Origin of the sequence: Vibrio sp. 99-8-1 (assembly GCF_013114595.1) — a bacterium.
GTDB lineage: Bacteria > Pseudomonadota > Gammaproteobacteria > Enterobacterales > Vibrionaceae > Vibrio.
In genome coordinates this window covers 67,136-89,019 of sequence record NZ_VTXE01000004.1, presented here as the reverse complement: position 1 = coordinate 89,019, position 21,884 = coordinate 67,136, and the positions used below count along the sequence as shown (strand labels likewise).

Annotated in this window: 20 protein-coding genes and 1 pseudogene; 10 read left to right on the top strand and 11 right to left on the bottom strand. The window is 42.6% G+C overall.

Features of this window, described 5'->3' with window-relative positions:
* Positions 1-119: 119 nt before the first annotated feature.
* The 7 genes and pseudogenes from F0227_RS03080 to F0227_RS03050 all read right to left on the bottom strand — a co-directional run.
* Positions 120-461 (bottom strand): annotated as a pseudogene (locus F0227_RS03080) (HipA N-terminal domain-containing protein); the annotation flags it as partial.
* On the bottom strand, positions 454-789 hold the full coding sequence (locus tag F0227_RS03075) for a helix-turn-helix domain-containing protein (protein WP_171751701.1): 336 nt from the start codon (positions 787-789) through the stop codon (positions 454-456). The gene F0227_RS03075 and the pseudogene F0227_RS03080, both read right to left, overlap by 8 nt.
* A gap of 335 nt (positions 790-1,124) precedes the next feature.
* Entirely contained in the window at positions 1,125-1,907 is a 783-nt protein-coding gene (gene map, locus F0227_RS03070) for a type I methionyl aminopeptidase (RefSeq protein ID WP_171751700.1), read from the bottom strand.
* The gene (locus tag F0227_RS03065) at positions 1,900-2,124 is read right to left on the bottom strand and encodes a ParD-like family protein (protein WP_171751699.1); all 225 of its coding nucleotides are present in this window, start codon (positions 2,122-2,124) and stop codon (positions 1,900-1,902) included. The genes map and F0227_RS03065 overlap by 8 nt, the downstream gene beginning before the upstream one ends.
* Positions 2,125-2,251: 127 nt before the next feature.
* Positions 2,252-3,799, bottom strand: coding sequence for a Fic family protein (locus tag F0227_RS03060; protein WP_171751698.1), 1,548 nt, complete (start codon positions 3,797-3,799; stop codon positions 2,252-2,254).
* A 173-nt stretch (positions 3,800-3,972) separates the two neighbouring features.
* On the bottom strand, positions 3,973-5,715 hold the full coding sequence (gene ggt, locus F0227_RS03055; protein WP_171751697.1) for a gamma-glutamyltransferase: 1,743 nt from the start codon (positions 5,713-5,715) through the stop codon (positions 3,973-3,975).
* Positions 5,716-6,090: 375 nt separating this feature from the next.
* Positions 6,091-6,336, bottom strand: a complete 246-nt coding sequence (locus F0227_RS03050) for a Rho-binding antiterminator (RefSeq protein WP_171751780.1) — start codon at positions 6,334-6,336, stop codon at positions 6,091-6,093.
* Positions 6,337-6,798: 462 nt separating this feature from the next.
* Between F0227_RS03050 and F0227_RS03045 the strand changes: the two genes are divergently transcribed.
* The 7 genes from F0227_RS03045 to F0227_RS03015 all read left to right on the top strand — a co-directional run bounded on the left by F0227_RS03045 (position 6,799) and on the right by F0227_RS03015 (position 13,929).
* Entirely contained in the window at positions 6,799-7,008 is a 210-nt protein-coding gene (locus F0227_RS03045; RefSeq protein ID WP_171751696.1) for a cold-shock protein, read from the top strand.
* Between the two features lie 1,012 nt (positions 7,009-8,020).
* Positions 8,021-9,403 (top strand): tyrosine phenol-lyase, encoded by a 1,383-nt coding sequence (locus F0227_RS03040; protein ID WP_171751695.1) that lies wholly within the window; start codon positions 8,021-8,023, stop codon positions 9,401-9,403.
* Between the two features lie 85 nt (positions 9,404-9,488).
* Complete coding sequence (locus F0227_RS03035; protein ID WP_171751694.1) at positions 9,489-10,682, top strand: aromatic amino acid transport family protein; 1,194 nt, start codon at positions 9,489-9,491, stop codon at positions 10,680-10,682.
* A gap of 1 nt (position 10,683) precedes the next feature.
* Positions 10,684-11,580: a pyridoxal kinase PdxY gene (gene pdxY, locus F0227_RS03030; RefSeq protein WP_171751693.1), complete on the top strand. Its 897-nt coding sequence runs from the start codon at positions 10,684-10,686 to the stop codon at positions 11,578-11,580.
* Positions 11,581-11,785: 205 nt separating this feature from the next.
* A complete protein-coding gene (locus F0227_RS03025; protein WP_171751692.1) occupies positions 11,786-11,974 on the top strand; it encodes a hypothetical protein in 189 nt (62 codons plus the stop codon).
* Positions 11,975-12,159: 185 nt separating this feature from the next.
* Positions 12,160-12,981, top strand: coding sequence for a GNAT family N-acetyltransferase (locus F0227_RS03020; RefSeq protein ID WP_171751691.1), 822 nt, complete (start codon positions 12,160-12,162; stop codon positions 12,979-12,981).
* A gap of 105 nt (positions 12,982-13,086) precedes the next feature.
* Complete coding sequence (locus F0227_RS03015; RefSeq protein ID WP_171751690.1) at positions 13,087-13,929, top strand: helix-turn-helix domain-containing protein; 843 nt, start codon at positions 13,087-13,089, stop codon at positions 13,927-13,929.
* A gap of 57 nt (positions 13,930-13,986) precedes the next feature.
* Here the strand turns inward: F0227_RS03015 and F0227_RS03010 are convergent, their stop codons facing one another.
* Together F0227_RS03010 and F0227_RS03005 are read right to left on the bottom strand one after the other, a co-directional pair.
* Positions 13,987-14,205: a DUF3820 family protein gene (locus F0227_RS03010; RefSeq protein WP_171751689.1), complete on the bottom strand. Its 219-nt coding sequence runs from the start codon at positions 14,203-14,205 to the stop codon at positions 13,987-13,989.
* 35 nt (positions 14,206-14,240) lie between these two features.
* On the bottom strand, positions 14,241-14,780 hold the full coding sequence (locus tag F0227_RS03005; RefSeq protein WP_171751688.1) for a helix-turn-helix domain-containing protein: 540 nt from the start codon (positions 14,778-14,780) through the stop codon (positions 14,241-14,243).
* 99 nt (positions 14,781-14,879) lie between these two features.
* Here F0227_RS03005 and F0227_RS03000 point away from each other — a divergent pair, with 99 nt between their 5' ends.
* From F0227_RS03000 to F0227_RS02990, 3 genes are all read left to right on the top strand, one after another.
* On the top strand, positions 14,880-16,043 hold the full coding sequence (locus tag F0227_RS03000) for a benzoate/H(+) symporter BenE family transporter (protein ID WP_171751687.1): 1,164 nt from the start codon (positions 14,880-14,882) through the stop codon (positions 16,041-16,043).
* Between the two features lie 57 nt (positions 16,044-16,100).
* Positions 16,101-16,958 carry a D-amino-acid transaminase gene (locus F0227_RS02995; RefSeq protein ID WP_171751686.1) on the top strand — a complete coding sequence of 286 codons (858 nt, stop codon included), beginning with the start codon at positions 16,101-16,103 and terminating at the stop codon, positions 16,956-16,958.
* A gap of 229 nt (positions 16,959-17,187) precedes the next feature.
* Positions 17,188-18,087: a DMT family transporter gene (locus tag F0227_RS02990; RefSeq protein ID WP_171751685.1), complete on the top strand. Its 900-nt coding sequence runs from the start codon at positions 17,188-17,190 to the stop codon at positions 18,085-18,087.
* A 45-nt stretch (positions 18,088-18,132) separates the two neighbouring features.
* Here F0227_RS02990 and F0227_RS02985 read toward each other — a convergent pair whose 3' ends face one another.
* Both F0227_RS02985 and F0227_RS02980 read right to left on the bottom strand, forming a co-directional pair.
* Positions 18,133-20,043 carry a methyl-accepting chemotaxis protein gene (locus F0227_RS02985; protein ID WP_171751684.1) on the bottom strand — a complete coding sequence of 637 codons (1,911 nt, stop codon included), beginning with the start codon at positions 20,041-20,043 and terminating at the stop codon, positions 18,133-18,135.
* A 159-nt stretch (positions 20,044-20,202) separates the two neighbouring features.
* On the bottom strand, positions 20,203-21,681 hold the full coding sequence (locus F0227_RS02980) for an FAD-dependent oxidoreductase (RefSeq protein WP_171751683.1): 1,479 nt from the start codon (positions 21,679-21,681) through the stop codon (positions 20,203-20,205).
* Between the last annotated feature and the right edge of the window lie 203 nt (positions 21,682-21,884).

Sequence of the window (21,884 nt, the reverse complement as noted above, 5' to 3'; positions counted from 1 at the left end):
TATTGCTTGCGCCCCTGCATTTGCCATTAAAGCAGTTCGCTCATTTCTGGCACACTGTCGGCTTGCGCTAGCAAGTATTCACATTCTATTTGGATGAGTGATGCACATAGTTCTATGTGTTCCTGAGGTTCTGAGTCTGGAACCCGAAAAGATAATGCGCCTGATGTTTCCGCACCAAGCTTACGAATCAGCCCGAACGTATTACTTTTGGAGATAGTCGTATTTTGTATCATCTCCTCAAAGGCTTCTCCTTCAGGAAGGAGATTTCTGAGATAGTTCTCGATACTACGAGGTGAAGCCTGATCATCGAAAGGGATATGTGGCGAAATCGGGAAACCAGTGTGTTTCCATTCATCTTCATAGGTGAATGAGAACTCTGTTTCTGTTCCGACAGGAAGAATCAAACGACCAATTTTGATATTCGTACCGATAAACACGTCTAACTGTTGTAACTTACTCATTCCAACCGTCCTCATTGCTTCTCATGCTGTTTTTATCTTGGGAGGTTATTTGGCTATGTGGACGAACAAGTAGGTTCAAGTCGATAAGTCGTAACGACAGCCCTAAGATATCCATGAGGACGAGTACATTGGCAAAGGTGACACTGGTATCACCTTTTTCTATCTTCATGACTGTCCTACGAGATAAATTAGCTTTTGAAGCGAGATCATCAATACGCCAGCCTCTATTGGTGCGCTTTGAGCGAATGGCGCTCCCCAGCGTTTCCATACTGAACTCAGTATTCAAATCAGGCATAGGTTGCGCTTTTACCATCTTACCTTTTTTCATAAGTGCCTTTTAATGTACTTTTATCACTATTAGGTTCGTCTTAAAATATAAGTTCACTATAACTCACTTTTGGGAAGGTGGTATAGAAATTACCTATAAGTGTAATTTAAGTCACTTATGATTGGTTTGCTAATTCAATAGGCGTTGTTTTCTCTGTTGCTGTTGCTTTGGCTTTCGCACAACCGTTTTATAACTCGCCTTTCTAGCGAAAGGCTCAGGCAGGACAAAACTGTTTGAGTTAGGAATCGATCGCTCCCATGTTTTACGTGGGAGTGTATACCGGAGTTTAAATTTACTGACGGATGTTGGTTTTCTCAGTTAATGGAGCTGTCCTTTCACATTTTTTGAGTTTCTTCATCACGAAGAGTTAGAACTTCATAACCTGAACTTGTCACCAAAACGGTATGCTCAGATTGAGCTGACAATTTCTTGTCTCTTGTAACAACAGTCCAACCGTCTTTTTTGGTTTTCACTTTTGCAGAGCCTTGGTTGACCATTGGTTCTATGGTAAATGTCATGCCCTCTTTTAAGGTAAGGCCTGAATTTTGTTTACCATAATGAAGAACTTGAGGCTCTTCATGCATCTCACGACCAATACCATGCCCACAATATTCTCTTACAATACTGTATCCATGTGATTCGGCATAACGTTGAATTGCATAGCCAATATCACCAAGCCTAGCTCCTGGCTTTACTTGCTTAATGCCTTCCCACATGGCTTCATATGTTACTTTCACAAGTCGCTTTGCGGTAGGAGGTGCGTCAGGCATTACATACGTCTTACTTGAGTCAGTAATAAACCCGTTCTTCTCCAGTGTTATATCTAAGTTAACGATATCTTTAGCTTTTAGAAATTGGGTTCTTTTTGGTACACCGTGGCATACAACCTCGTTAACTGATGAGTTTAAGACAAACTCATAGTCATATTGACCTTTGCTTGCTGGTCGGGCGTTGAGTTCGTCAACGATGTATTTTTCAACGAAGTCGTTGATATCCATCGTCGATAGACCGGGCTTAATGTAAGAGTCCAAAGCGGTAAACACCTTTGCCAGCAATCTTCCAGATTCTCTCATTAGCTCAATTTCTTCACCGCTTTTGATGGATACTGGGCTAGTCATTCGTCTTCGCCTCGTTATTTTTAACATTTTCAGCCGATACCGAAGCAGACGACATTAACTCTGAAACTAACTGGTTATATGTAAGGTTCGGGTGCAGCTCTGCCATCATTCCAATCTTGATCCAAAATTCTGCTTGAGAGTTGATAGAGCGATGCATGGCACCACTAGCTTTTCGAATCTCCTCATGAAGACTCTCTGAAATTTTTACGATACCCATAAGTACACATATATTATAAAACGTATATGTATTGTATACGTTATGTATATTTCTTCAACATTGATTTATTACAGAGAATCACACAGCCATAGTGAATTAGTATCTTGTTAGGATGGAAAAATAAAAATCAGTCATTTTCATCAGGCATTAAATCGCAAAGGAATTTTGCAAAAGATAGGGAATTCCCATTAATGGAGGCAGATTCCAAAGCAGCCAGGTAGTTAACACGCTCCGTTACTGGTACAACTGTCCAGCGATAGCCTCCTAATAAGAAACAGAAATTCATTAAAAACCGACACGTACGACCATTTCCGTCAGGGAAAGGATGAATATACCCTAGGAAAAAATGACCTAATACTGCTTTAACGGCATAACTTGGTTCTTCAACAATTAGCTGATTTAGAGCGTCCATGCAATCCATCAAACTTTCGCTTGGCGGTGGAACATGCATAGAGGTTCGGATCATGATTGGTCCTTTACGATAGCCAGCGAGATCCTGAGGGTTGATTATTCCTGCCGTTACGCAAGGGGAAAATAGCGCGGTGTACACTTCGGTAATGCCAACATCAAGGAGATAGGCCAAATCAAAATTATCTTTACCATCTTGATGGGCTTCCTCAATTAACCCTTTTAATTTTTCAAATGCTTCATAGTAACCTCTGGCGGCCAATGCATCCTTATGTTTTTTATCAGCCTCTATAGTTTCAGCGTTCCATTCTCCTTTTGCGACTTTTTCTATTAGATCTTCAGAAACGACATAGCCTTCTATAGATAATGAGTGATATGCGTCTGAAACGTAGAGTTTATCCATACTCTCAACGATTTGATTTAAAGGAGTTTCGAAGAAGTCACCAAACTTAACTTCATTAAAGGTACTTTCTACACTGTCGCGAAGTTTGGCCCATAACATCCTGACGCGGATAGCCGCAGGTGCTTGCTGACTATGGTTGCCAATATCAATAAGTGGGGCATCAAACGGGTTCTCGGACTGAATTGTGTCAAAACCAGCAGCCTCTATCATAGTTTTTAGCTTTCTGGAGTCTGCTTTGCGGCCGCATTCCTTGTACGCACCCACTAACCTTTTGGCAGAATTAAGATTAGTGGATTCAATCAATGCGGCTGCTACTTCATTTACATCTGACTGGCCAATAGCAATTTGCACCGGTAATGGATTTAAGCGATAAACAGAAGGGGCGAGACTGGCAAGGGCGTATTCGAGAGACAGGACTCGCACGCTACTATATTCTACTATTTTGGATGAGAGCGTTTTAGTTGGGAGAACCATCAAACTCATATCGTTTGGCAATGATACATTGCGTTGCTTGCCGTTTTGTGTAAATACAACTAACTGTTTGGGAATGGCGTTGTTTGCAGTGTGAAGGTCAAGAGATGCTTCCGGGCTAAGCCAGTAATCGTCCCCATATGAGTCATTCATATAGCAGCCGATAAAGTGCCAGATCGACTCAAACCAGAGTGCAGACTCACCGGCTTTCTCGGCAGACATGTCCGCATCAAACAGATACCACCCCCGGACAATTTGCTTAAGGTAGCCACTCTGAACTAACAATGTCCGGACTTTAGGCGCAATATCGGCACTATTAGCAATATTGCCTGAAGAGACAGTTGAAACTTGTCTTAATGCTTCAGCTAGTTTTTGATTTCCTGTCTTGGCCATAATGCCTACTCATCATTCAGTTACTTATTTATATGGGATTTTATTACTTACTTTTACGAGATGCAATAACTTACTTTTACGCACCCATAAAACTTATTTTTATGACCAAAGGCATTTATAGATGTCTGTATACACTCCCATGCAAGCTAACATGGGAGTGTATGTTTATAAGTTTACTCCCCCATTACCGTACCCTCTCGACGGGGATCGGCACCACCAATCAGTTTACCGTCACTAAACACCACACCGTGCAGACCGGAGTTTAGGTCGCGGATATTGACCTTAAAGCCCATCTTCTCCAGTGCTGGTTTAAAGCGGACAGCATCGCTGTCCTGCTCAAGGTCATAAGTACCAAATCGGTTCACCAGATGCGGCATATTGATGGCGTCCTGAATATCCATTCCCCAGTCTAAATGCGCAATCAACGTCTGAGCGACATAACCAATTATCCTTGAGCCACCCGGAGAACCCACCGCCATATAAGGTTTACCCTTTTCCATTACAATGGTTGGCGCCATTGAAGAACGCGGACGTTTACCCGGCTCAACTCGATTGGCAACAGGATAACCATTTTTATGGGACGAGAAGGAGAAGTCCGTCAGCTCATTGTTGAGGATAAAGCCGTTACTCATCACCCTTGAGCCAAAACCATTTTCGACGGTACTGGTCATGGAAATAATATTGCCTGCCTTATCAACAATCACAATATGAGTGGTACTTGGCAGTTCAATGGAGTCATCATCGGCCAGCGCTATTTTGTTATCCCACGGCGGATTACCGGCAGAAACCTCTGTCAATGCTTTGCCTTTACTGATCAACGATGCCCGTTCAGCCAGATAGGCTTTATCAAGTAGTCCTTGCGGCATTGGCACAAAATCACTGTCAGCCATATAGCGGCCGCGATCAGCAAAGGCCAGTCTGGATGCATCACCAATGATCTGCCACGCTTGCGGATCGTCAGCTCCCATGCCTTTCAGATCAAAGTGACTGGCGATACCAAGTATCTGCCCGACGGTTAACGCACCTGAACTTGGAGGACCCATACCGCAGATATCGTACTGATGATAACCAGCGCAAACCGCCTCTCTCTCCTTTACTTTGTAAGTGGCAAAATCTTCCATTGCCAGAAATCCGGGGTTATCACTGATTCCGGTAACCTTAGCAACGATGTCTTTGGCTATCTGACCGGAATAGAAAACCGATTCACCTTGTTCCGCCAACATTCTCAGGGTTTGCGCGTAAGGCTTATTCACCAGCACACTGCCTTCTGGGCGTGGCAACCCCTGCGCAGTAAAGAAGTAAGAGCGGGTATCGGGATAGCGACTAAGGCGTTTTTTATCACGGGCAATGGCGGAAGCGAGACGTTCGGAAACCGCAAAGCCTCCGTCGGCCAATGTTATGGCAGGTTGCAGCAGTTCTGCCCATGGCTTGCTGCCATACTGCTGATGCATGTCAGATATCAGTTTCACCGTCCCAGGAGTACCTACCGAGCGACCGCCAACCACGGCATCATAGAACTTCAGTGGTTTACCGTTACTGTCCTGAAACAGTTCTGGCTTAGCCGCTAAAGGAGCCGTTTCCCTGCCATCAAAAGTAGTGAGCTTGTCATTTTCTGCATTGTAATAAACCAGAAATGCACCGCCTCCCAACCCAGATGACTGAGGCTCCACCAAGCCAAGTACCGTTTGCACTGCTACCAGCGCATCGGCAGCGGTTCCACCGTTTTTCAATACCTTATAACCGGCATCAACGGCAAAGGGATTAGCCGCTGCCACCATAAAGTCATCAGCAATGACACTCTTTTTCTGACTGATTTTACTGGTAAATTCAGGAGCAACACTGTCTGCAACATCTGTTGCAATGGAAAAAGGAGAAATTAAGGCCAGACTAGACGTCAATATTGTTTTTTTAATCATAACATTCCCTGTGATTGTACTGTGAATGACAACCAAGATAACGGGCTGTTGAGAAGCCGTTACTACCGCAGGTTTAGGGCAGGCAAAAAAGCCTGAGGAAACTACTCTAACCTTTTGAAAAATAAAAACTCGCCTTGAATTCGTATTTTGTGATCTTGTGGTAATTATGTCAGAGGGTTAATCAGTGTATCCAGAATGGCCAGTAAATGTGCTTCGTCACTCACATCATTAACTTGGTCATTGGTTCGGTTGGGGTGCCCGTTAGTACTCTATCGTACATGTGGTAAGGGTAAAGGATACTTGTGATTTGACTTAAATTTGGGATTGTCGCCTCTACCTTCATATTGAACATAAATGACAAATATTTAGGTGAACTTACTTGAAACTGACACTTTCAAAATGTGGATTTTTAACAGTAACCTCAAGCAACATCACATCATCCAATACAGCAAGAATTTCCTTACCGTCTGAACTGAGCAACATACATTCCTGTCGTGACTCATTTCGAGTTGTATCGAGCGCTATACCAAACAGCGTTACACCAGACTCCATCGTCAACTTCACCGGGTAACGGTACATACATGCAATTTCGATATAATCATATTTCTCACAACTAATCATAGAATTTCCCATAGAACTTCCTAGTTAGATCTTGAGAATTAAACTAGACCAAACTCAAGTATGTTGCAAATTAGACTTCAGGGGAGTTACCGAACATTGGGTTAAGCGGTGAGCAACGCACACCACCCAACCTAAACCATTAGGCAGTCAACCCATAATGAGGGAAAGGGGTGATTGTGCAGATTCATACGCCTTGGTTATATAGCAGTTTGAGTCTTAAAAAATTAAGTTAAGCCTAATCTCACTAAGTGCTTTACATTGCCTGAAAACACTGTACTATCCGTCTCGCTCTGTTGTTCAGAGTTATTAATGTAACAATAAGTCAAAGTTCGCCAATCAGATTCATCCATGTTGTTGTTTTTGTTCTAAGTGTTCCTCTAGTCTCATCGTCTCATTGCAATAATTCGGCCAAAGCAGCTTCGCGACGTCGCGATGTTTTTAATTTTTTATAAGGGACACATTATGTCTAACACAACTGGTACAGTAAAATGGTTCAACGAAACTAAAGGTTTCGGTTTTATTTCTCAAAGCAACGGCGGTCCTGACGTATTCGTTCACTTCCGTGCTATCGCTTCAGAAGGTTTCAAAACTCTTGCTGAAGGCCAAAAAGTATCTTTCGCTGTAGAAGAAGGCCCTAAAGGCCCACAAGCTGCTAACGTGCAAGCTATCTAATACAGATAAAGTGCTGAGTGTTGGTGAAAGCCAACACTCACATTCTTTTCAATAATTCTCATACTCCCCTCTCCTTACCTTTCAAAGCTAAACACAACTCAAAGCAACATCCACTATTCGATTACCACTCTCCTACTAAAATTCATTACATTCACCCAAGCCATACCGATCTCAGCCATAAAAAATACTCTTAATAAGATCAATACAACTCGTCATATATGCTCAAGTGAATCAAGGTGCTAGATATTGAACGGTATCAACAGCTTCAGTTCAAGAAAGATAGTCGAAGCAATGGCACCCCCTTTTAAGGTTATCTGACGCAGAATTGAACATATTGGGGTTATTTAAATATAGTGATGTCACTTCCACAAAGAAGCGCATCATCCATTTAATCGTTCTATCTATAAGGGAAATACTAAATTTGTAATATTTTGTAATTCACTTATCAACAATAAAAAATCAAATAAAAGGTTATCGCTTTATAGATAAAGAAAAACTGCACTAAAAACATCTCTTTTCTCGACGACTATAACGTCACATATCTAGATAAATATAACTCCACATTTCTTATGTATGTAAAATATTTTTTTACATTGCAATCAATTTTATTTTAAATCAAACAATAAATTTCATGAAGTTATGCGATTTAAATAACACAAAAAGAAAATATGAGATGCAAATCACAACCATTTTCCTATCACTTTTAAAAAATAATTTATTCGACAAGGTTCAAAATTCCCTCCTAAAAAACAGCACGAGTAACTTAGTCATTATTTACAAATTTATCACTTAAAAAATAGAACATTCGTTATTTTTCAATCAATCAACTTTGATAACAAGGCATCTTCACGCCTATTTATTTCGTTTACAACGTCAGCTTTTATTTCAGCTATTTGAGATATTAACAAAATTAGTAATTTGAATTTAAATAGAAAAAGAGAATGGGTATCAATAATTTTAAATATCCATTTATCTAGTAAATAACTTCTATATCACTAATGGAGTATTCCAAATGACAAACCAATATCCAGCTGAACCGTTCCGTATTAAATGTGTTGAAACTGTATCTATGATCGGACGTGAAGAACGTTTAGAGAAAATGAAAGAGGCGGGATACAACACCTTCCTTTTAAATTCCAAAGATGTCTATATTGATTTGCTAACTGATAGTGGTACCAGTGCGATGAGTGACAATCAATGGGCAGGCATGATGCTTGGTGATGAAGCTTACGCTGGTAGCGATAACTTCCACAACTTACAAGCTACCGTTCGTGAGTTATTTGGTTTTAAACATATAATCCCGACACACCAAGGTCGAGGCGCGGAGAATCTGCTTTCGATGATGGCCATTAAGCAAGGCCAGTATGTTGCAGGCAACATGTACTTTACTACCACTCGTTACCACCAAGAGAAAAACGGTGCAACTTTCGTTGATGTGGTTATTGACGAAGCACATGACGCGACAATAGATATTCCTTTTAAAGGAAATATTGACCTCAAAAAGCTTCAAAAATTAATTGATGATAAAGGCGCTAAGAACATTGCTTATATCTGCTTAGCGGTAACGGTTAACTTAGCAGGCGGTCAACCCGTATCTATGGCGAATATGCGTGCGGTTCGTGAATTAACCAAACGACATGGCATAGACGTATATTATGATGCGACACGCTGTGTTGAGAACGCCTTCTACATTAAAGAACAAGAAGAAGGCTATGCGGATAAGAGCATCCAAGAGATCGTACTTGAGATGTTCAGCTACGCTGACGGTTGTACCATGAGCGGCAAAAAAGACTGCCTCGTTAACATTGGTGGCTTTTTATGTATGAACAGCGACGAACTTTACTCAGAAGCACGTGAGTTGGTTGTGGTTTATGAAGGCATGCCATCATACGGTGGATTAGCTGGTCGAGATATGGAAGCTATGGCTCGCGGTCTTCGTGAAGCGATGCAATATGAGTATATTGAGCACCGTATTAAGCAAGTTCGTTACCTTGGTGACAAACTACGCGCAGCTGGTGTGCCGATTGTTGAACCTACAGGTGGCCACGCGGTGTTCTTGGATGCGCACCTATTCTGCTCACACTTGAAACAAGATCAACTCCCCGCGCAAAGCTTGGCGGCAAGTATCTATGTAGAAACAGGTGTGCGGAGTATGGAGCGCGGTATTGTTTCTGCTGGACGTGATGTCGTAACAGGTAAAAATCACATTCCAAAACTTGAAACGGTCCGATTGACGATTCCTCGTCGTGTATATACGTATGCACACATGGATATTGTTGCGGATGGCATCATTAAACTATACCAAAATAGACATAATATTCGTGGTTTAGAGTTCGTCTACGAGCCTAAACAATTGCGCTTCTTCAATGCACGATTCGATTATCTGCAAAAATAAAAAAACAGCCCCGTTTATACGGGGCTATTTTTTATATCCCTAATTTAACTTTAGTTAATATTAATTCAGTAACGTGAGATCTATTATGAAAAATACCAAGTTAATCGGTGGTGGTCTTATTATTGCAGGAACATCAATCGGTGCGGGAATGCTATCTTTGCCAATAGTATCGGCTGGATTAGGTTTTAGCACAGCATCTATTATAATGCTAATATTATGGGCACTTATGACTTACACTTCTTTATTAATGTTAGAAGTGCATCAATATGCTAATCAAGATGCTACATTACATACCTTAGCTAAAAAGTTTTTAGGCGAAAACGGAAAATATTTAGCTGGATTCGCCATGTTATTTTTATTTTACTCTTTGTCTGCCGCATATATCGCTGGTGGCGGTTCGCAATTTGTCGACAGAATATCCTACGTATTCTCCATTAATATTAACCACACAGCCGGTGCCATTATTTTTGCAATAATCGTGGCGCTTATTGTCGCCGTCGGCACGCATTTAGTGGATAAAGTTAACCGAGTACTGTTTGGTTTAATGATGTTGGCAATGGCATTTGTTATTGTTTCACTCGCCCCCAATATTAGCGGTACATTTTTAGCCAGTAACCCTATGGGGATAGGATTAATCTATGTGGCATTGCCTGTGGTATTTACATCGTTTGGCTTTCACGGCAGTATTCCGGCAATTGTCAATTATTTAGATGGTGACACCAAAAAACTAAAAGTAGCCATGTATATTGGCTCTTGTGTACCGCTATTAATTTATGTGTTCTGGCTTTTATGTTCATTGGGTGTGGTTAGCCAAGCAGAACTCACCACCAATTCTAATCTTAGCAACTTGATTAGCTCTTTATCCGCAACATTAAATAGCGACCGTTTGTCATTAACTGTCGGGCTATTTGCAGATCTTGCGCTAGTAACCTCCTTTCTAGGCGTCAGTTTAGGACTGTTTGAGTTCTTACTTGATACCACTAAAAAACGCTTCCAAGGTAATCGCTTCTACGTGGCTTTATTAACATATCTGCCGCCATTAGCTTTTGCTCTTTTCTATCCTGAGGGCTTTATTATGGCCTTAGGATACGCCGCCATAGCGCTTGTCATTCTTGCCATCTTTTTACCTGTTGCGATGGTCATTAAATCGCGCAGTCAATACACAGATGGTCACAACTGGTACCGAGTTAAAGGAGGAAAGATAGGGCTGCTCCTCAGCGTCGCGATAGGTGTTTTAATTATCGTTTCTCAACTTTTGGTTAGCATTGGAGTGATTTGATATGAAAGGTGTTATTTCCATTCAAAGTCATGTTGTGTATGGTCATGCAGGGAACAGCAGTGCTGTATTTCCTTTACAACGAATGGGGTTAGAAGTTTGGCCCATTAATACGGTTCAGTTTTCTAATCATACGCAATACGAAGAAGGCTGGACGGGAGAAGCGCATTCCGTTGATCACTTATCTGATCTCATCGTTGGTTTAGATAAAATAGATGTGCTGCGTGACTGTAACGCCGTGATCTCTGGTTACCAAGGCAGTGAAAAACAGTGCCACGTAGCAATAGAATTGGTCAACGCAGTAAGAGAGCGCAATCCTACGGCAATGTATATTTGCGATCCTGTAATGGCCGACCCAAGTAAAGGTTGCGTGGTAGCGAAAGGTATCGAAACGATGCTGGTAAATGGGATGATGCCTATGGCTGATGTTATCGTGCCAAACCAGTATGAACTGAGCAAATTTGTAGAGATGGAAATTTACTCGGTTACGGATGCCATAAAAGCATGCAAGGCCGCCTTAGCGAAAGGGCCGAGGATTGTGTTAGTAAAACACCTACACCGGTTAGAGGACTCAAAAAAATATTTTACTATGATGCTGGCCTACGACGACAAGTTCTATATTTCTCATGCACCCAAAATAAGTCCAAAAAAGCCGTATGTTGGCGTTGGAGATCTTATAACCGCGGTGTTTACAGCAGGCCTAATGAAAGGTTGGTCTGCGGTGAAAGCATTTAAGCACTGTAACGAGGCGGTATACGGTATCGTACATGAAACCTATCTCTCACAAGAGTGGGAGTTACAGACCATAGCCGCTCAGAATCATTTGCTGGATCCGTCCGAATCTTTTCCTCTTGGAGAGTGTGTTAAAGGAAAACATAGCTGGAACTACTATTCTGCCTAAAAACCAGTTGAGTCACAAACCGAGGCAAAAAGAGCACCGCACGCATCGGTATCATCGAAGGGAGCCTGTTATTTATGACGGCTCCCTTTTAAAATTCGCCTGAAAATCTCATGGCAACTCTAATGAAAAAAATCTTAAATCCGTTCATATTGTTGTCACATCCATACGCTAAATTAACATCATACCCAGTTTGCACGGAGGTATGATGAGTATGATTGCAAAAGATATTCTTACTTTAACTTTCTTGGTTGCAGGCGTCTCCTGCCTGTTGTTGGCTCTACCAGTAGATACGGGTTCTGACGAACTTATTATCTTCATTAACCGGTTTGTTCTGCTATCTTCCGCCGCGATTTTCTTTCTTCTCAGCTACTTATCTTCCCAGAGGAAGGAATAAGCTCTAGCCGCTGATTTCTTCTCTACTCATCGGCGGCTAACCATAACGTCTTCTAACGTTTATTACTGTCGTTTTTATTCAATCTTTCACCTAGCCATTTGGGTACTCTTGTTGCATCCAAAGCGAAGTACTTGTTCACAAACGGTGGTCGCTTTTACATTTATCAATGAATCAGGTAACAAGCGATGTTTAAGATTAAGCCAATCGAAACCTTACAAGAAATCAGCCACTTAAAAGAACTCTACTTTGCTCAAGCTACGGCACCATTAGATGGAATGTGGCACTTTGGATTTGCTTCTATGTCGGCGCATTTTGGTTTTTATGAGCAAGAGAAATTAGTCGGATACTGCTGCATCAACAGCGATGGCTATATGCTGCAGTTCTTTGTGACGGATAAAGCAAAGTTAGATCCACGAGAATTATTTACCCTGATTGCTGAGCAAAATAGTGCGGTCATCGGCAGTGTGAATGGTGCGTTTGTTAGCACAGCAGAACCTCAGTACTTGTCGCTCTGTTTAGATAACTCCTCAACATTTAAAGTCAATGCACTGATGTACAAGCAAAAGGCGCCTAGCACAGAACCCCAGGAAGCCATGCTCGATCTAACACTTGCTGAGCAACAACAACTGGACGACTTTGTCACCTTTGCAGCGACCAATATTGGAGCTCCGGAAGAGTGGTTATCCGGATACTTTGCCAACCTTATCAGCCGTAAAGAACTGTTTGGCTACTGGAGTAATGGCGAGTTACTTGCCTCTGGTGAGTGCCGTTTGTTTGACGAATATCAGACTGAATATGCAGATCTAGGCATGATTGTCGCTCAATCTCAACGCGGTAAAGGTATTGCAACTCAAGTACTTAACCGCTTGGTGAACTCTGCCAATGAGCGAGGATTAACCCCAATCTGTTCAACTGAAAGTAGCAACTTAGGGGCACAAAAAGCGATCAAACGCGCAGGTCTAACGTCGCAGAATCGTATTATTCAAATTGAATTTAACCGAGACTAAAACCGTTATCAAAGCCCTTGTCTAACCTGACTAGGGCTTAGTTTCTAATTGTTCCAAACTAACATATAGTAATAGGTAAATGCTTAACAAACTAAAGAAGCTGATATGATTCACTGGTTACAGCCATCAAAGTCTGCCGACATTGCCAAGTATGTTGATTGCTATTGGTTAATTGAAAAAACGGCCAACGCCACCAGCTATCAGTACCCAAAACTCAATCCTGATCCCTCTGCGCATTTGATTATTTCCCCCTCAAATCAACCCTATCACTATGATTTAGGGCCGGGTTCAGCAACTGGGATAGGTTGTCATTGGCTGTTCCCACACAAACAAACCTTTCAATTAGACCACAGCAAACCTTTTGTACACTTGGGAGTAAAGTTTCATATTGGTGCGTTATATTCACTGGGGCGCTTTGCCGGTAAAGAAACAACACTAGACGGAGTTGAAGAGATCAATCTGTCGAAGGAGTTTAGTCATCTAAATGTGGACGAAAACAGGCTCATTGAACTCGCTCGACATGACCCTCATCAGTGCGGCAAGCAGTTGGATAATTTGCTGTCTCCGTGGATAGCTAACGCCAGCGAAGATCAATATAGCAAGATCACTAAAAAAGCGCTTCAACTGTTAGACACCAGCACTATTTCAGAATTAGGTGCGCAACTTTTCTGTTCGCAACGAACATTAGAGAGAAGTTTTCAACGAGTGACAGGCCTGACATTAAAACAGTGCCAGTCGATGAATAAACTTGAAGCGCTGCTGGAGTATCTCACCCAACGTGGTTCTGAAGATATCGACTGGGTGGCAGTCGCGTACGAATTTGGCTTCAGTGACCAACCTCATCTGATTCGCCACCTAAAAAAACAGTTAGGGTTAACACCTAAGACCTATGAAAAAGAGAGAGGACTCACTATAGACGTTTACGGTATGAGTTCCAGCTCTAGCTGAAGGTGTCGACAACATGATCAACTGAACATTGATAAAATGACTAAACTTGCTATTTAATCACATTCTCTTCAACGGCTTAACCACACTGTCTAAGCCTTCTACTTTTAGTGCCAAACACAACTGCATTAACTGCCCCAACTCTCCTTCTGGAAACTGTTCTTTACGAGCAAACCAAAGCAAATACTCTTCAGGCAAATCAATGAGCACTCGGCCTGCATACTTTCCAAACGGCATCTGCATACGCGCCAATTTTATTAAGTTCTCTTTCTCTAACACTGCACTTCCTTAACGTTTGATAAAACCTATTTTTTCTACTTGGGATAGCAGACAATATTGTGAAATATAACCGTTTCACTCACCGCCCGATAGCCATGATCTTGATCGGCAAAGAATCGAACACTTTTTCCTTCAGAAAAGCTCTGCCACTCTCCCTCAATCAATAACTCTATCTCACCACTTAAAACACAAACGTGTTCAACCACGCCAAATGCATGGGGCGAAGAGATCTGTTGGTGATGCTGCTTTAAGGTAATCTCGAACATCTCCATGGCCGTATCCGCAGCGAATGGAAACAGCGTTTTTACCTGCATATTGTGGTCGTCAGGAAAGGTATTTTCGCTTAATCGTAGCGACTGTTCCGTGGCAAAAAAAGCGGAGAAAGAGACATTTAATCCGCTGGCGATCTGCCAGAGTTTCGCAATGGTTGGGCTAGACTCCTGTCGCTCTATTTGGCCCAGCATCGCTTTAGAAACGCCGGTAAGTTTCGCTGTCGCATCTAAGCTAATCCCTTTGCTCGCTCTTATCTGCTTCAAGTGAGTGGCTATATTGGCTTTAAAATCTGAATTTTCCACGTCAAAACCCCATTGTGCGTTATTACGCACAATGATAAGCTGACCCAATGTGCGCTATTACGCACAAGGCTACCATTAATTAATAGTGAAGAAAACACCATGAAATCACTTTTTCAATTACGTTATATCTCTGCTGGATTTACCGCCATTGTGGTGGGATACACAAGCTCCATCATTATTGTTATCCAAGCCGCGACAGCATCAGGAGCAAGCAACTCATACATCGCTAGCTGGTTATTCACTCTTGGTGTTGCCATGGGATGTACATCGATACTCTATTCTTGGTTTTTGAAAACACCACTCTTAATGGCGTGGTCTACTTCTGGTGCTGCAATGTTGGTTACTGCTGTCTCTGGCTATCAACTTGAGCAGATAGTGGGCGCCTTTATTGTGAACGGCATACTCATTGTCATTACCGGTTTAATTAAACCACTAAACCGCCTACTCACTAATATTTCTCCTCAGATCGCCACGGCAATGCTGGCCGCCATTCTACTCCCTATCTGTATGGCTGCATTCTCCCCCGTGAATGATGATGCTGTGACCTTTTTCGTTATGTTCATCAGTTTTCTACTGGCCAAACGTTATTACCCCACATTTGCGATGCTGATTCTACTGATTGTCTCACTCACCTTAACCATGATTAACGGCACATTTGACCAGTCTGAACTGTCGCTGACACTTCCCTACCCTATTTGGATGTCAGCGCAGTTTGATGGAGCAGCCATTCTCAATATTGCGCTCCCTTTGTATATCATCACCATGCTTTCACAGAACTTACCCGGTATTGCCATGATCAAAAGTCATGGCTATCACATTAACACGTCACCCGTATTTATTGGTTCTGGATTCATCAATGCTCTACTCGCTCCTTTTGGTGTTTTTAGTGTCAACCTTGCCGCTATTTCGGCGGCAATTTGTATGAACGATGATGTCGATAAAGATACAAAGCAAAGATATAAAGCGGTTATATGGGCCGGTATTTTCTATCTTGCGGCCGGTGTGTTTGGGGCGACCATTGCGGATATTTTTATGATACTGCCTGACTCCATTAGCAAAATCCTCGCTGGCTTAGCGCTTTTTGGCACCTTAGTGATGTGTTTAAAAACCATGGTGCTCCATTCTGAACATCGTGAAGCCGCTGTACTAACCTTTATTATTGCATCATCAGGTGTCTCTTTATTCGGTATCAGTGCACCAATACTTGGACTGATTAGCGGAACGACCTATAGCAAACTATTTGCAGTAACAAGTAAACATTGACTTAATAAGCCCGATGCTTTTAAGTAAGGCATTAATCGCCGATAAGAGGAAGTCAGTATGGAACGCACAGTATATATAAATGGACAATATTTCCCTGAATCAGAAGCGAAGGTTTCTGTATTTGATCGCGGCTTTCTTTTTGCTGATGCGGTCTATGAAGTGACCTCTGTTATTAATGGCAAGCTGGTTGATAGTGCAGGACATATGGCCCGTCTTACCCGCTCATGTCGTGAACTTGGCATAACTCTCCCCGTTGAAGAGCAAGAGTTGCAGGCCATTCATAAAAACCTTATTGAAAAAAATCAACTTAATGAAGGTGGCGTTTATCTTCAACTGACCCGTGGCAGTGATGGCGATCGTGATTTTGGCTACCACCCAGACACACCCCCAACATTGGTGATGTTTACACAGGTGAAAGCCCTTTTGCGCTGCCCACAAGCAGACAAAGGTATTGGCGTTATTTCACTGCAAGATATTCGCTGGAAACGCCGCGATATAAAAACCACCAGTCTTTTAGCTGCATGTATGGCCAAACAAGCCGCCAAGGAAGCAGGCGTAACTGACGCATGGCTTATTGAGGACGGGTTTGTCACGGAAGGAGGGTCGAATAATGCCTACATTGTTACAGAAGACAATGTGTTAGTGACTCGCCCTCTCAGCAACGACATTCTGCATGGTATTACTCGCGCCAGCTTACTCAAGTTGGCGGACAGCCTAAACCTTACAGTAGAAGAACGTCTATTTACCATAGAAGAAGCGTACAAAGCTAAAGAAGCGTTTATTAGCTCGGCGACAACGTTCGTCTGGCCTGTGGTAGAAATTGATGGTCACACCATTGGCGATGGCAAACCGGGGACCATTACCAACAAAATGCGAGAAATTTATATAGAGACGGCAACGAGCAATATAAGTTAGCTTGTTAGAGCGTTTTAATTGAATAAAAGTCGCGCTCTAAAAGTCTGTCGTTTCTAGATACGATTTATTCATTATCTCCCGCTTACTATTGCAGCAATTTACTGTATAGTGCGGGAGAAATCTCCCACAAGAACAATAATATAAAACCAATGCTTTGGCTGACAGTTGTGTCTGTATTGCGACATCGGCTTGGGCTACATGTAATGTCATTTAGTGATTAAGGTTCTCCATGCCAATATCCAGCGCTATTCAACTAATCCTTCTCGCCGCCATATGGGGAAGTTCATTTCTGTTTATGAGAATCGCAGTACCCGCGCTTGGGCCTGCAATGATGATAGAACTTCGCGTTCTTCTGGCAGCTCTGTTCCTATTTGTTGTTGCGATTGTGATGAAGCGAAGACTGGACTTTTTCCAGTATAAAATGCATTTCTTTATCATAGGATTATTTAATACTGCCCTGCCTTTCTTACTCTTTGCTTACGCGGTGCAAACCTTAAATGCTTCGACACTTTCAATATTAAATTCAACCGCTGCTATCTGGGGCACCGCTATCGGTGTATTCTGGACCAAAACACCATTAACCCGTAAAAAAACCGTCGGCTTATGTCTTGGTGTATTGGGTGTTGTGGTGTTAGTTGGCTGGGATGCAGGACAACTGGAAGAAGGCTCCGGACTTGCCATTTTTGCAGGCATTATGGCTGCGGCCTGTTACGGTATTGCCAGTAACTACACCAAAACCGCGCCACCAATGTCCTCATTTAATAATGCACACGGCAATATGTGGGCGGCTTCCCTTATCGTTCTTCCTTTATTACCCTTCTTCCCTGTGAAGGAAGCGATAGGAGTAGAAATAAGCCTCTCTGTTATCGCGCTCGGTGTTCTTTGTACTGGAATTGCTTACCTGCTCTACTTTAAATTGATCGCAGATGTCGGCGCCGCATCGGCACTTTCTGTTACCTTTCTTATTCCTGCGTTTGGTATTTTCTGGGGACACCTTATCCTAGATGAACCGATTGGCTGGAATACGGTATTTGGCACCTTGTTGGTGGTATCAGGTACGATGTTAGTGACTGGATTTTCTTTGAAAGCCTTTGTAAATAAAAAGCTTCGAAAGGCACAAAGCAGATAATAAATGAGACCGTCAAGGGCGCAACGCCCTTGACTCGCCACGAACTTACGCTAATTTAAACTTGTTAACCACTGACGATAATTGTGTATTGGCCCCCGCCAGATTCGTCGCCTCTTCTGCGGTATTTAAACCACTATCAGAAAGCTCTTTAGCCATATCCCTAATGGTTGCCATGTTGGCCGCCACTTCACCAGATACCTGACTTTGCTCTTCAGCAGCGGTAGCAATCTGATTATTCAAATCATTGATTTGCAGTACCGAATCCGCGATTTGATTCAGTTCAGACTCTACAGTATTGGTCTGCGAAACCGTCTCTTTACAGGTTGTTTGGGTAACATTCATCGCCTGAATTGCAGAGTATGAACCCTGTTTTAATTGAGCAAGTGTTGACTGAATATCCTCGGTACTCACTCTGGTCTTTGCTGCCAAGGCTCTAACTTCATCGGCCACCACCGCAAAGCCTCTTCCTTGTTCACCTGCCCGGGCAGCTTCAATCGCCGCATTCAACGCCAATAGATTCGTCTGATCAGCGATATCGCTGATGATATTAAGCACATCGGTAATCGCCGACGTATCTTGCTCGATAGTCTCTATACTTTCTGACGTTGACTGCACATTTTTTACCAGCTCAGAAACGGTAACGGTTGATGATCCTACACTTCCTCTGGACGCTTCGACTTGGCTGCTCATAGATTGAGTAAAACTGGACGCACTTGAAGCATTGCTTGCCACATCATCTGCGGTGGCACTCATCTCTTCCACCGCGGCAGCAACTTGCTCTGCTTCCTGATTATGTTTGATCAGCACTTCACCGTTTGCACTCACCTGCGATTCTAAGTTTGTTACGCTTGCAGCAATGGATTCAGATGCGCGAGACACATCCTTCATTAAAGACTGCAAATTGGCAATAAACTGATTTATATCCTGCGATATCTGTCCTAGGTCATCATTCGAGGTCACTGGCAGACGCCGAGTAAGGTCGCCATTCCCCTGAGCAAGGTCATGAATAACGGACTTGAGCGAAAGAACCGGTTTGTAAAGAAAGTACAGCACGCCTACAACCGTAACGACTGCCGCAATGATCATTAAAACGGAAGAGATCATCGAGTCATAAAAGGCGTTTTCTATTTCTTCATAAACAACCGACTTACTGACTCCGAAAAACAGATACCACTTTTTCCCATCCGTCAGTTCAATCTCTCTGGTAAAGCCGATTTTCTCAACCCCTTCGACCTGATAATCAACCACCGAGAGTCTGCTTGCTTTCATTCGGTTATAGACTTCACCCATCTGAACATCTTGAAGAGAGGTGTTAACTTTTAGGACATTAGAATTAGACGCCAGAGACTTGCCGTTTTCATCAAGAATGGCAGTAACAGAGCCAGAGAATTCGATATTGTCGACGGTGTTACTTAATATTCCTAAGCTTATATCCGCCAGTACCGCACCATTTCTGGTTGATTTAACGATGGAAACAACCAAGTCATTAGTGCCTGCAATTTCGTAGGGGTCAGTGATGATGACATTATTAGAGGCTTTCGCCTGCTTGTACCATTGTCGCGTGGTCGGGTTGTAACGACTTTTATCGCCAATACCATTTTTGAATAGATCTGAGTTATCCGAGGTGTATGAAGAGCCATCATCAAAACCAAACAGAATGGCTGATACGTCGCTGGTACTTTTTACTAATCTTGAAATCGCGACATAGTTCTTATCAAATGTCTCACGCTCACTGTACCTTGCTAACTCATCAACAGCGTCAATTTTACCACCGAACCAGTTTTGCAGCTTATCCGCTTCACCATTCACGATCATCAAGGACTGCGAGTTAATATGCTCTTTAAGAGAGGATTTCAGCGTGTCATATGAAAGCATATTTGATATCAATAAAACGGTGGCGACTAACACAGTGACAAACAAAATTATTGATGCTTTAAAGCCTATTTTTTTAATCATTTCACACCTTTAGCAATTAAGAACTCACCCGAGCGGGCTACCTTCTTTAAACACAATATCCATATAGAATTGTGATGGTATCTCTCACTACATATACGATTTGTTAATGAGATCAAGCATGCATAAGGTCAGCACTTTTTAACCAGAAATGAGCAGTTTTTAGTTAGGTACTTTAGCCAGAGCTTCTGGATATCCTCGCTGATTTGCCAATTGAACGGCTTTGCGCTCAACCTCTGCGAGCTCTAGATTTAAATGATTTGGGTGCTTCTGCTCTATTGATTGTTCTTTTGTAGGGGACTGTTCTTTAATAGGAGATTGTTCTGTTACGAAGGATTGGTCATTTCTGCCTAGCTGGCTTACCGCTTTTGCAATTTTAGTTGCAGCTTGATAGGCAGATGACGCTTTCACTATCTCTACTCGTGCATAGCGTTTGTCTGTGAAAGAGACATCGACAGCTCTTAGTGAGGGGTCGGAACCTGGGATCTGTTGTGCTCCATACAGCGGTTTGCCCGCTTCGATAGCAGAACAGAACATTGGAACAAAGCGACTAAGGTGTTCAATGGCACGAGAGGTTCTCTCTTTTTGAGCCCCCTCAGGCCAACCAACTCTCATTTTCTGCTCAAGCTCATTGGCTAACTTGGGTTGAGAGCTGTTCTCATTGGATGACGACAGTCCCTGTTTAAACAGAGTAATCTCTTCTGTCATACCATGCAGTTGAAAGTATCCATCCGGATATGGCGTTAACTGAGCCATCCCATCAGGGGTGCCTCTTTCACCATGAAAAATCACTTCAGGCCAATGCATTTGACTCTCAGGCCAGCGAGTAACAAAGGCAGATTTAAACTCCACTAACCGTTTTTGCGGCTGTCGAGTCACATCATCTATAGTACCGCTTCGATAACCACAGGCATTGACAAGGTAATCAACCTCGAGTGAGTGATAATGACTACTATCATCGACATAATTTAGGTTCCAACCACTTCCGTGGAACTCCGCGCCTTGCAATAAACAGCCTGTGAATAGCTGGCATTTAGGGTGAGACTGCAAAGTCAGGGTGACACTGGCGGCCAGCCTAAACACACTTAATCCAAACTCCTGAACCACCACGACTGGATACTTAATCTTGTCTAATGCGACATGTTTAGCAAACGGAATAAGCCACTCATTAATGGTCTCAGGATGCTTTAACTGAGTTTGCTGCGCTAACGCTTCCAACTCATCTCTGTCAAATAGTCGATAATAATCATCCGGATTACCAAGTACGGCATTGCTTTCATCGAGCTCCACCAGATCTCGATATGCCGCCTGAATGGCGATTAACCTCGGCAGCAGAGCTTGCGGCTCACCAACATCGGTTATCGGTGTAGCGATGACGGTTGGACGAATATTAAGAGCATGTGGATAGAGGCGAACAGTATCTATCGATTGTTTTAGAAGATCCAGACACTGCTGTTGGGATATTTCTCGGTAGAGGTTCCCCCCAGCATGCAGATGACAGATAGGAGGCCCGCTGACCAAGCCAGCTCCACGCTCGATGAGCGTTACCTTAAATCCTTGTTCGCAAAGATGCAGTGCCGTTGTAGAACCAGCAATTCCCCCCCCTATCACACCGATATGCGGAGCAGAATTATGTTTCATTGATTTATCCACCTTAATGACATCACCTTATCGTTCTATCAAACGATTTCTCTGCAATTAAGTTGCATAAAGGTCGGTTTGATACAGTTACTTTTTGATCTAGCGCAAAGATTATAACCGCAAATCAAAGGGATTTGTTAAGTAGATCAGGAAAAATTTCATATCGTAACAATATGAAATGACTTAGATAACCTTTTCAATTC

What these genes read in the sequence shown, in the direction of transcription:
- F0227_RS03075 (WP_171751701.1), bottom strand. Translation starts at nt 789, where the DNA reads ATGAAAAAAGGTAAGATGGTAAAAGCGCAACCTATGCCTGATTTGAAT.
- map (WP_171751700.1), bottom strand. Translation starts at nt 1,907, where the DNA reads ATGACTAGCCCAGTATCCATCAAAAGCGGTGAAGAAATTGAGCTAATG.
- F0227_RS03065 (WP_171751699.1), bottom strand. Translation starts at nt 2,124, where the DNA reads ATGGGTATCGTAAAAATTTCAGAGAGTCTTCATGAGGAGATTCGAAAA.
- F0227_RS03060 (WP_171751698.1), bottom strand. Translation starts at nt 3,799, where the DNA reads ATGGCCAAGACAGGAAATCAAAAACTAGCTGAAGCATTAAGACAAGTT.
- ggt (WP_171751697.1), bottom strand. Translation starts at nt 5,715, where the DNA reads ATGATTAAAAAAACAATATTGACGTCTAGTCTGGCCTTAATTTCTCCT.
- F0227_RS03050 (WP_171751780.1), bottom strand. Translation starts at nt 6,336, where the DNA reads ATGATTAGTTGTGAGAAATATGATTATATCGAAATTGCATGTATGTAC.
- F0227_RS03045 (WP_171751696.1), top strand. Translation starts at nt 6,799, where the DNA reads ATGTCTAACACAACTGGTACAGTAAAATGGTTCAACGAAACTAAAGGT.
- F0227_RS03040 (WP_171751695.1), top strand. Translation starts at nt 8,021, where the DNA reads ATGACAAACCAATATCCAGCTGAACCGTTCCGTATTAAATGTGTTGAA.
- F0227_RS03035 (WP_171751694.1), top strand. Translation starts at nt 9,489, where the DNA reads ATGAAAAATACCAAGTTAATCGGTGGTGGTCTTATTATTGCAGGAACA.
- pdxY (WP_171751693.1), top strand. Translation starts at nt 10,684, where the DNA reads ATGAAAGGTGTTATTTCCATTCAAAGTCATGTTGTGTATGGTCATGCA.
- F0227_RS03025 (WP_171751692.1), top strand. Translation starts at nt 11,786, where the DNA reads ATGAGTATGATTGCAAAAGATATTCTTACTTTAACTTTCTTGGTTGCA.
- F0227_RS03020 (WP_171751691.1), top strand. Translation starts at nt 12,160, where the DNA reads ATGTTTAAGATTAAGCCAATCGAAACCTTACAAGAAATCAGCCACTTA.
- F0227_RS03015 (WP_171751690.1), top strand. Translation starts at nt 13,087, where the DNA reads ATGATTCACTGGTTACAGCCATCAAAGTCTGCCGACATTGCCAAGTAT.
- F0227_RS03000 (WP_171751687.1), top strand. Translation starts at nt 14,880, where the DNA reads ATGAAATCACTTTTTCAATTACGTTATATCTCTGCTGGATTTACCGCC.
- F0227_RS02995 (WP_171751686.1), top strand. Translation starts at nt 16,101, where the DNA reads ATGGAACGCACAGTATATATAAATGGACAATATTTCCCTGAATCAGAA.
- F0227_RS02990 (WP_171751685.1), top strand. Translation starts at nt 17,188, where the DNA reads ATGCCAATATCCAGCGCTATTCAACTAATCCTTCTCGCCGCCATATGG.
- F0227_RS02985 (WP_171751684.1), bottom strand. Translation starts at nt 20,043, where the DNA reads ATGATTAAAAAAATAGGCTTTAAAGCATCAATAATTTTGTTTGTCACT.
- F0227_RS02980 (WP_171751683.1), bottom strand. Translation starts at nt 21,681, where the DNA reads ATGAAACATAATTCTGCTCCGCATATCGGTGTGATAGGGGGGGGAATT.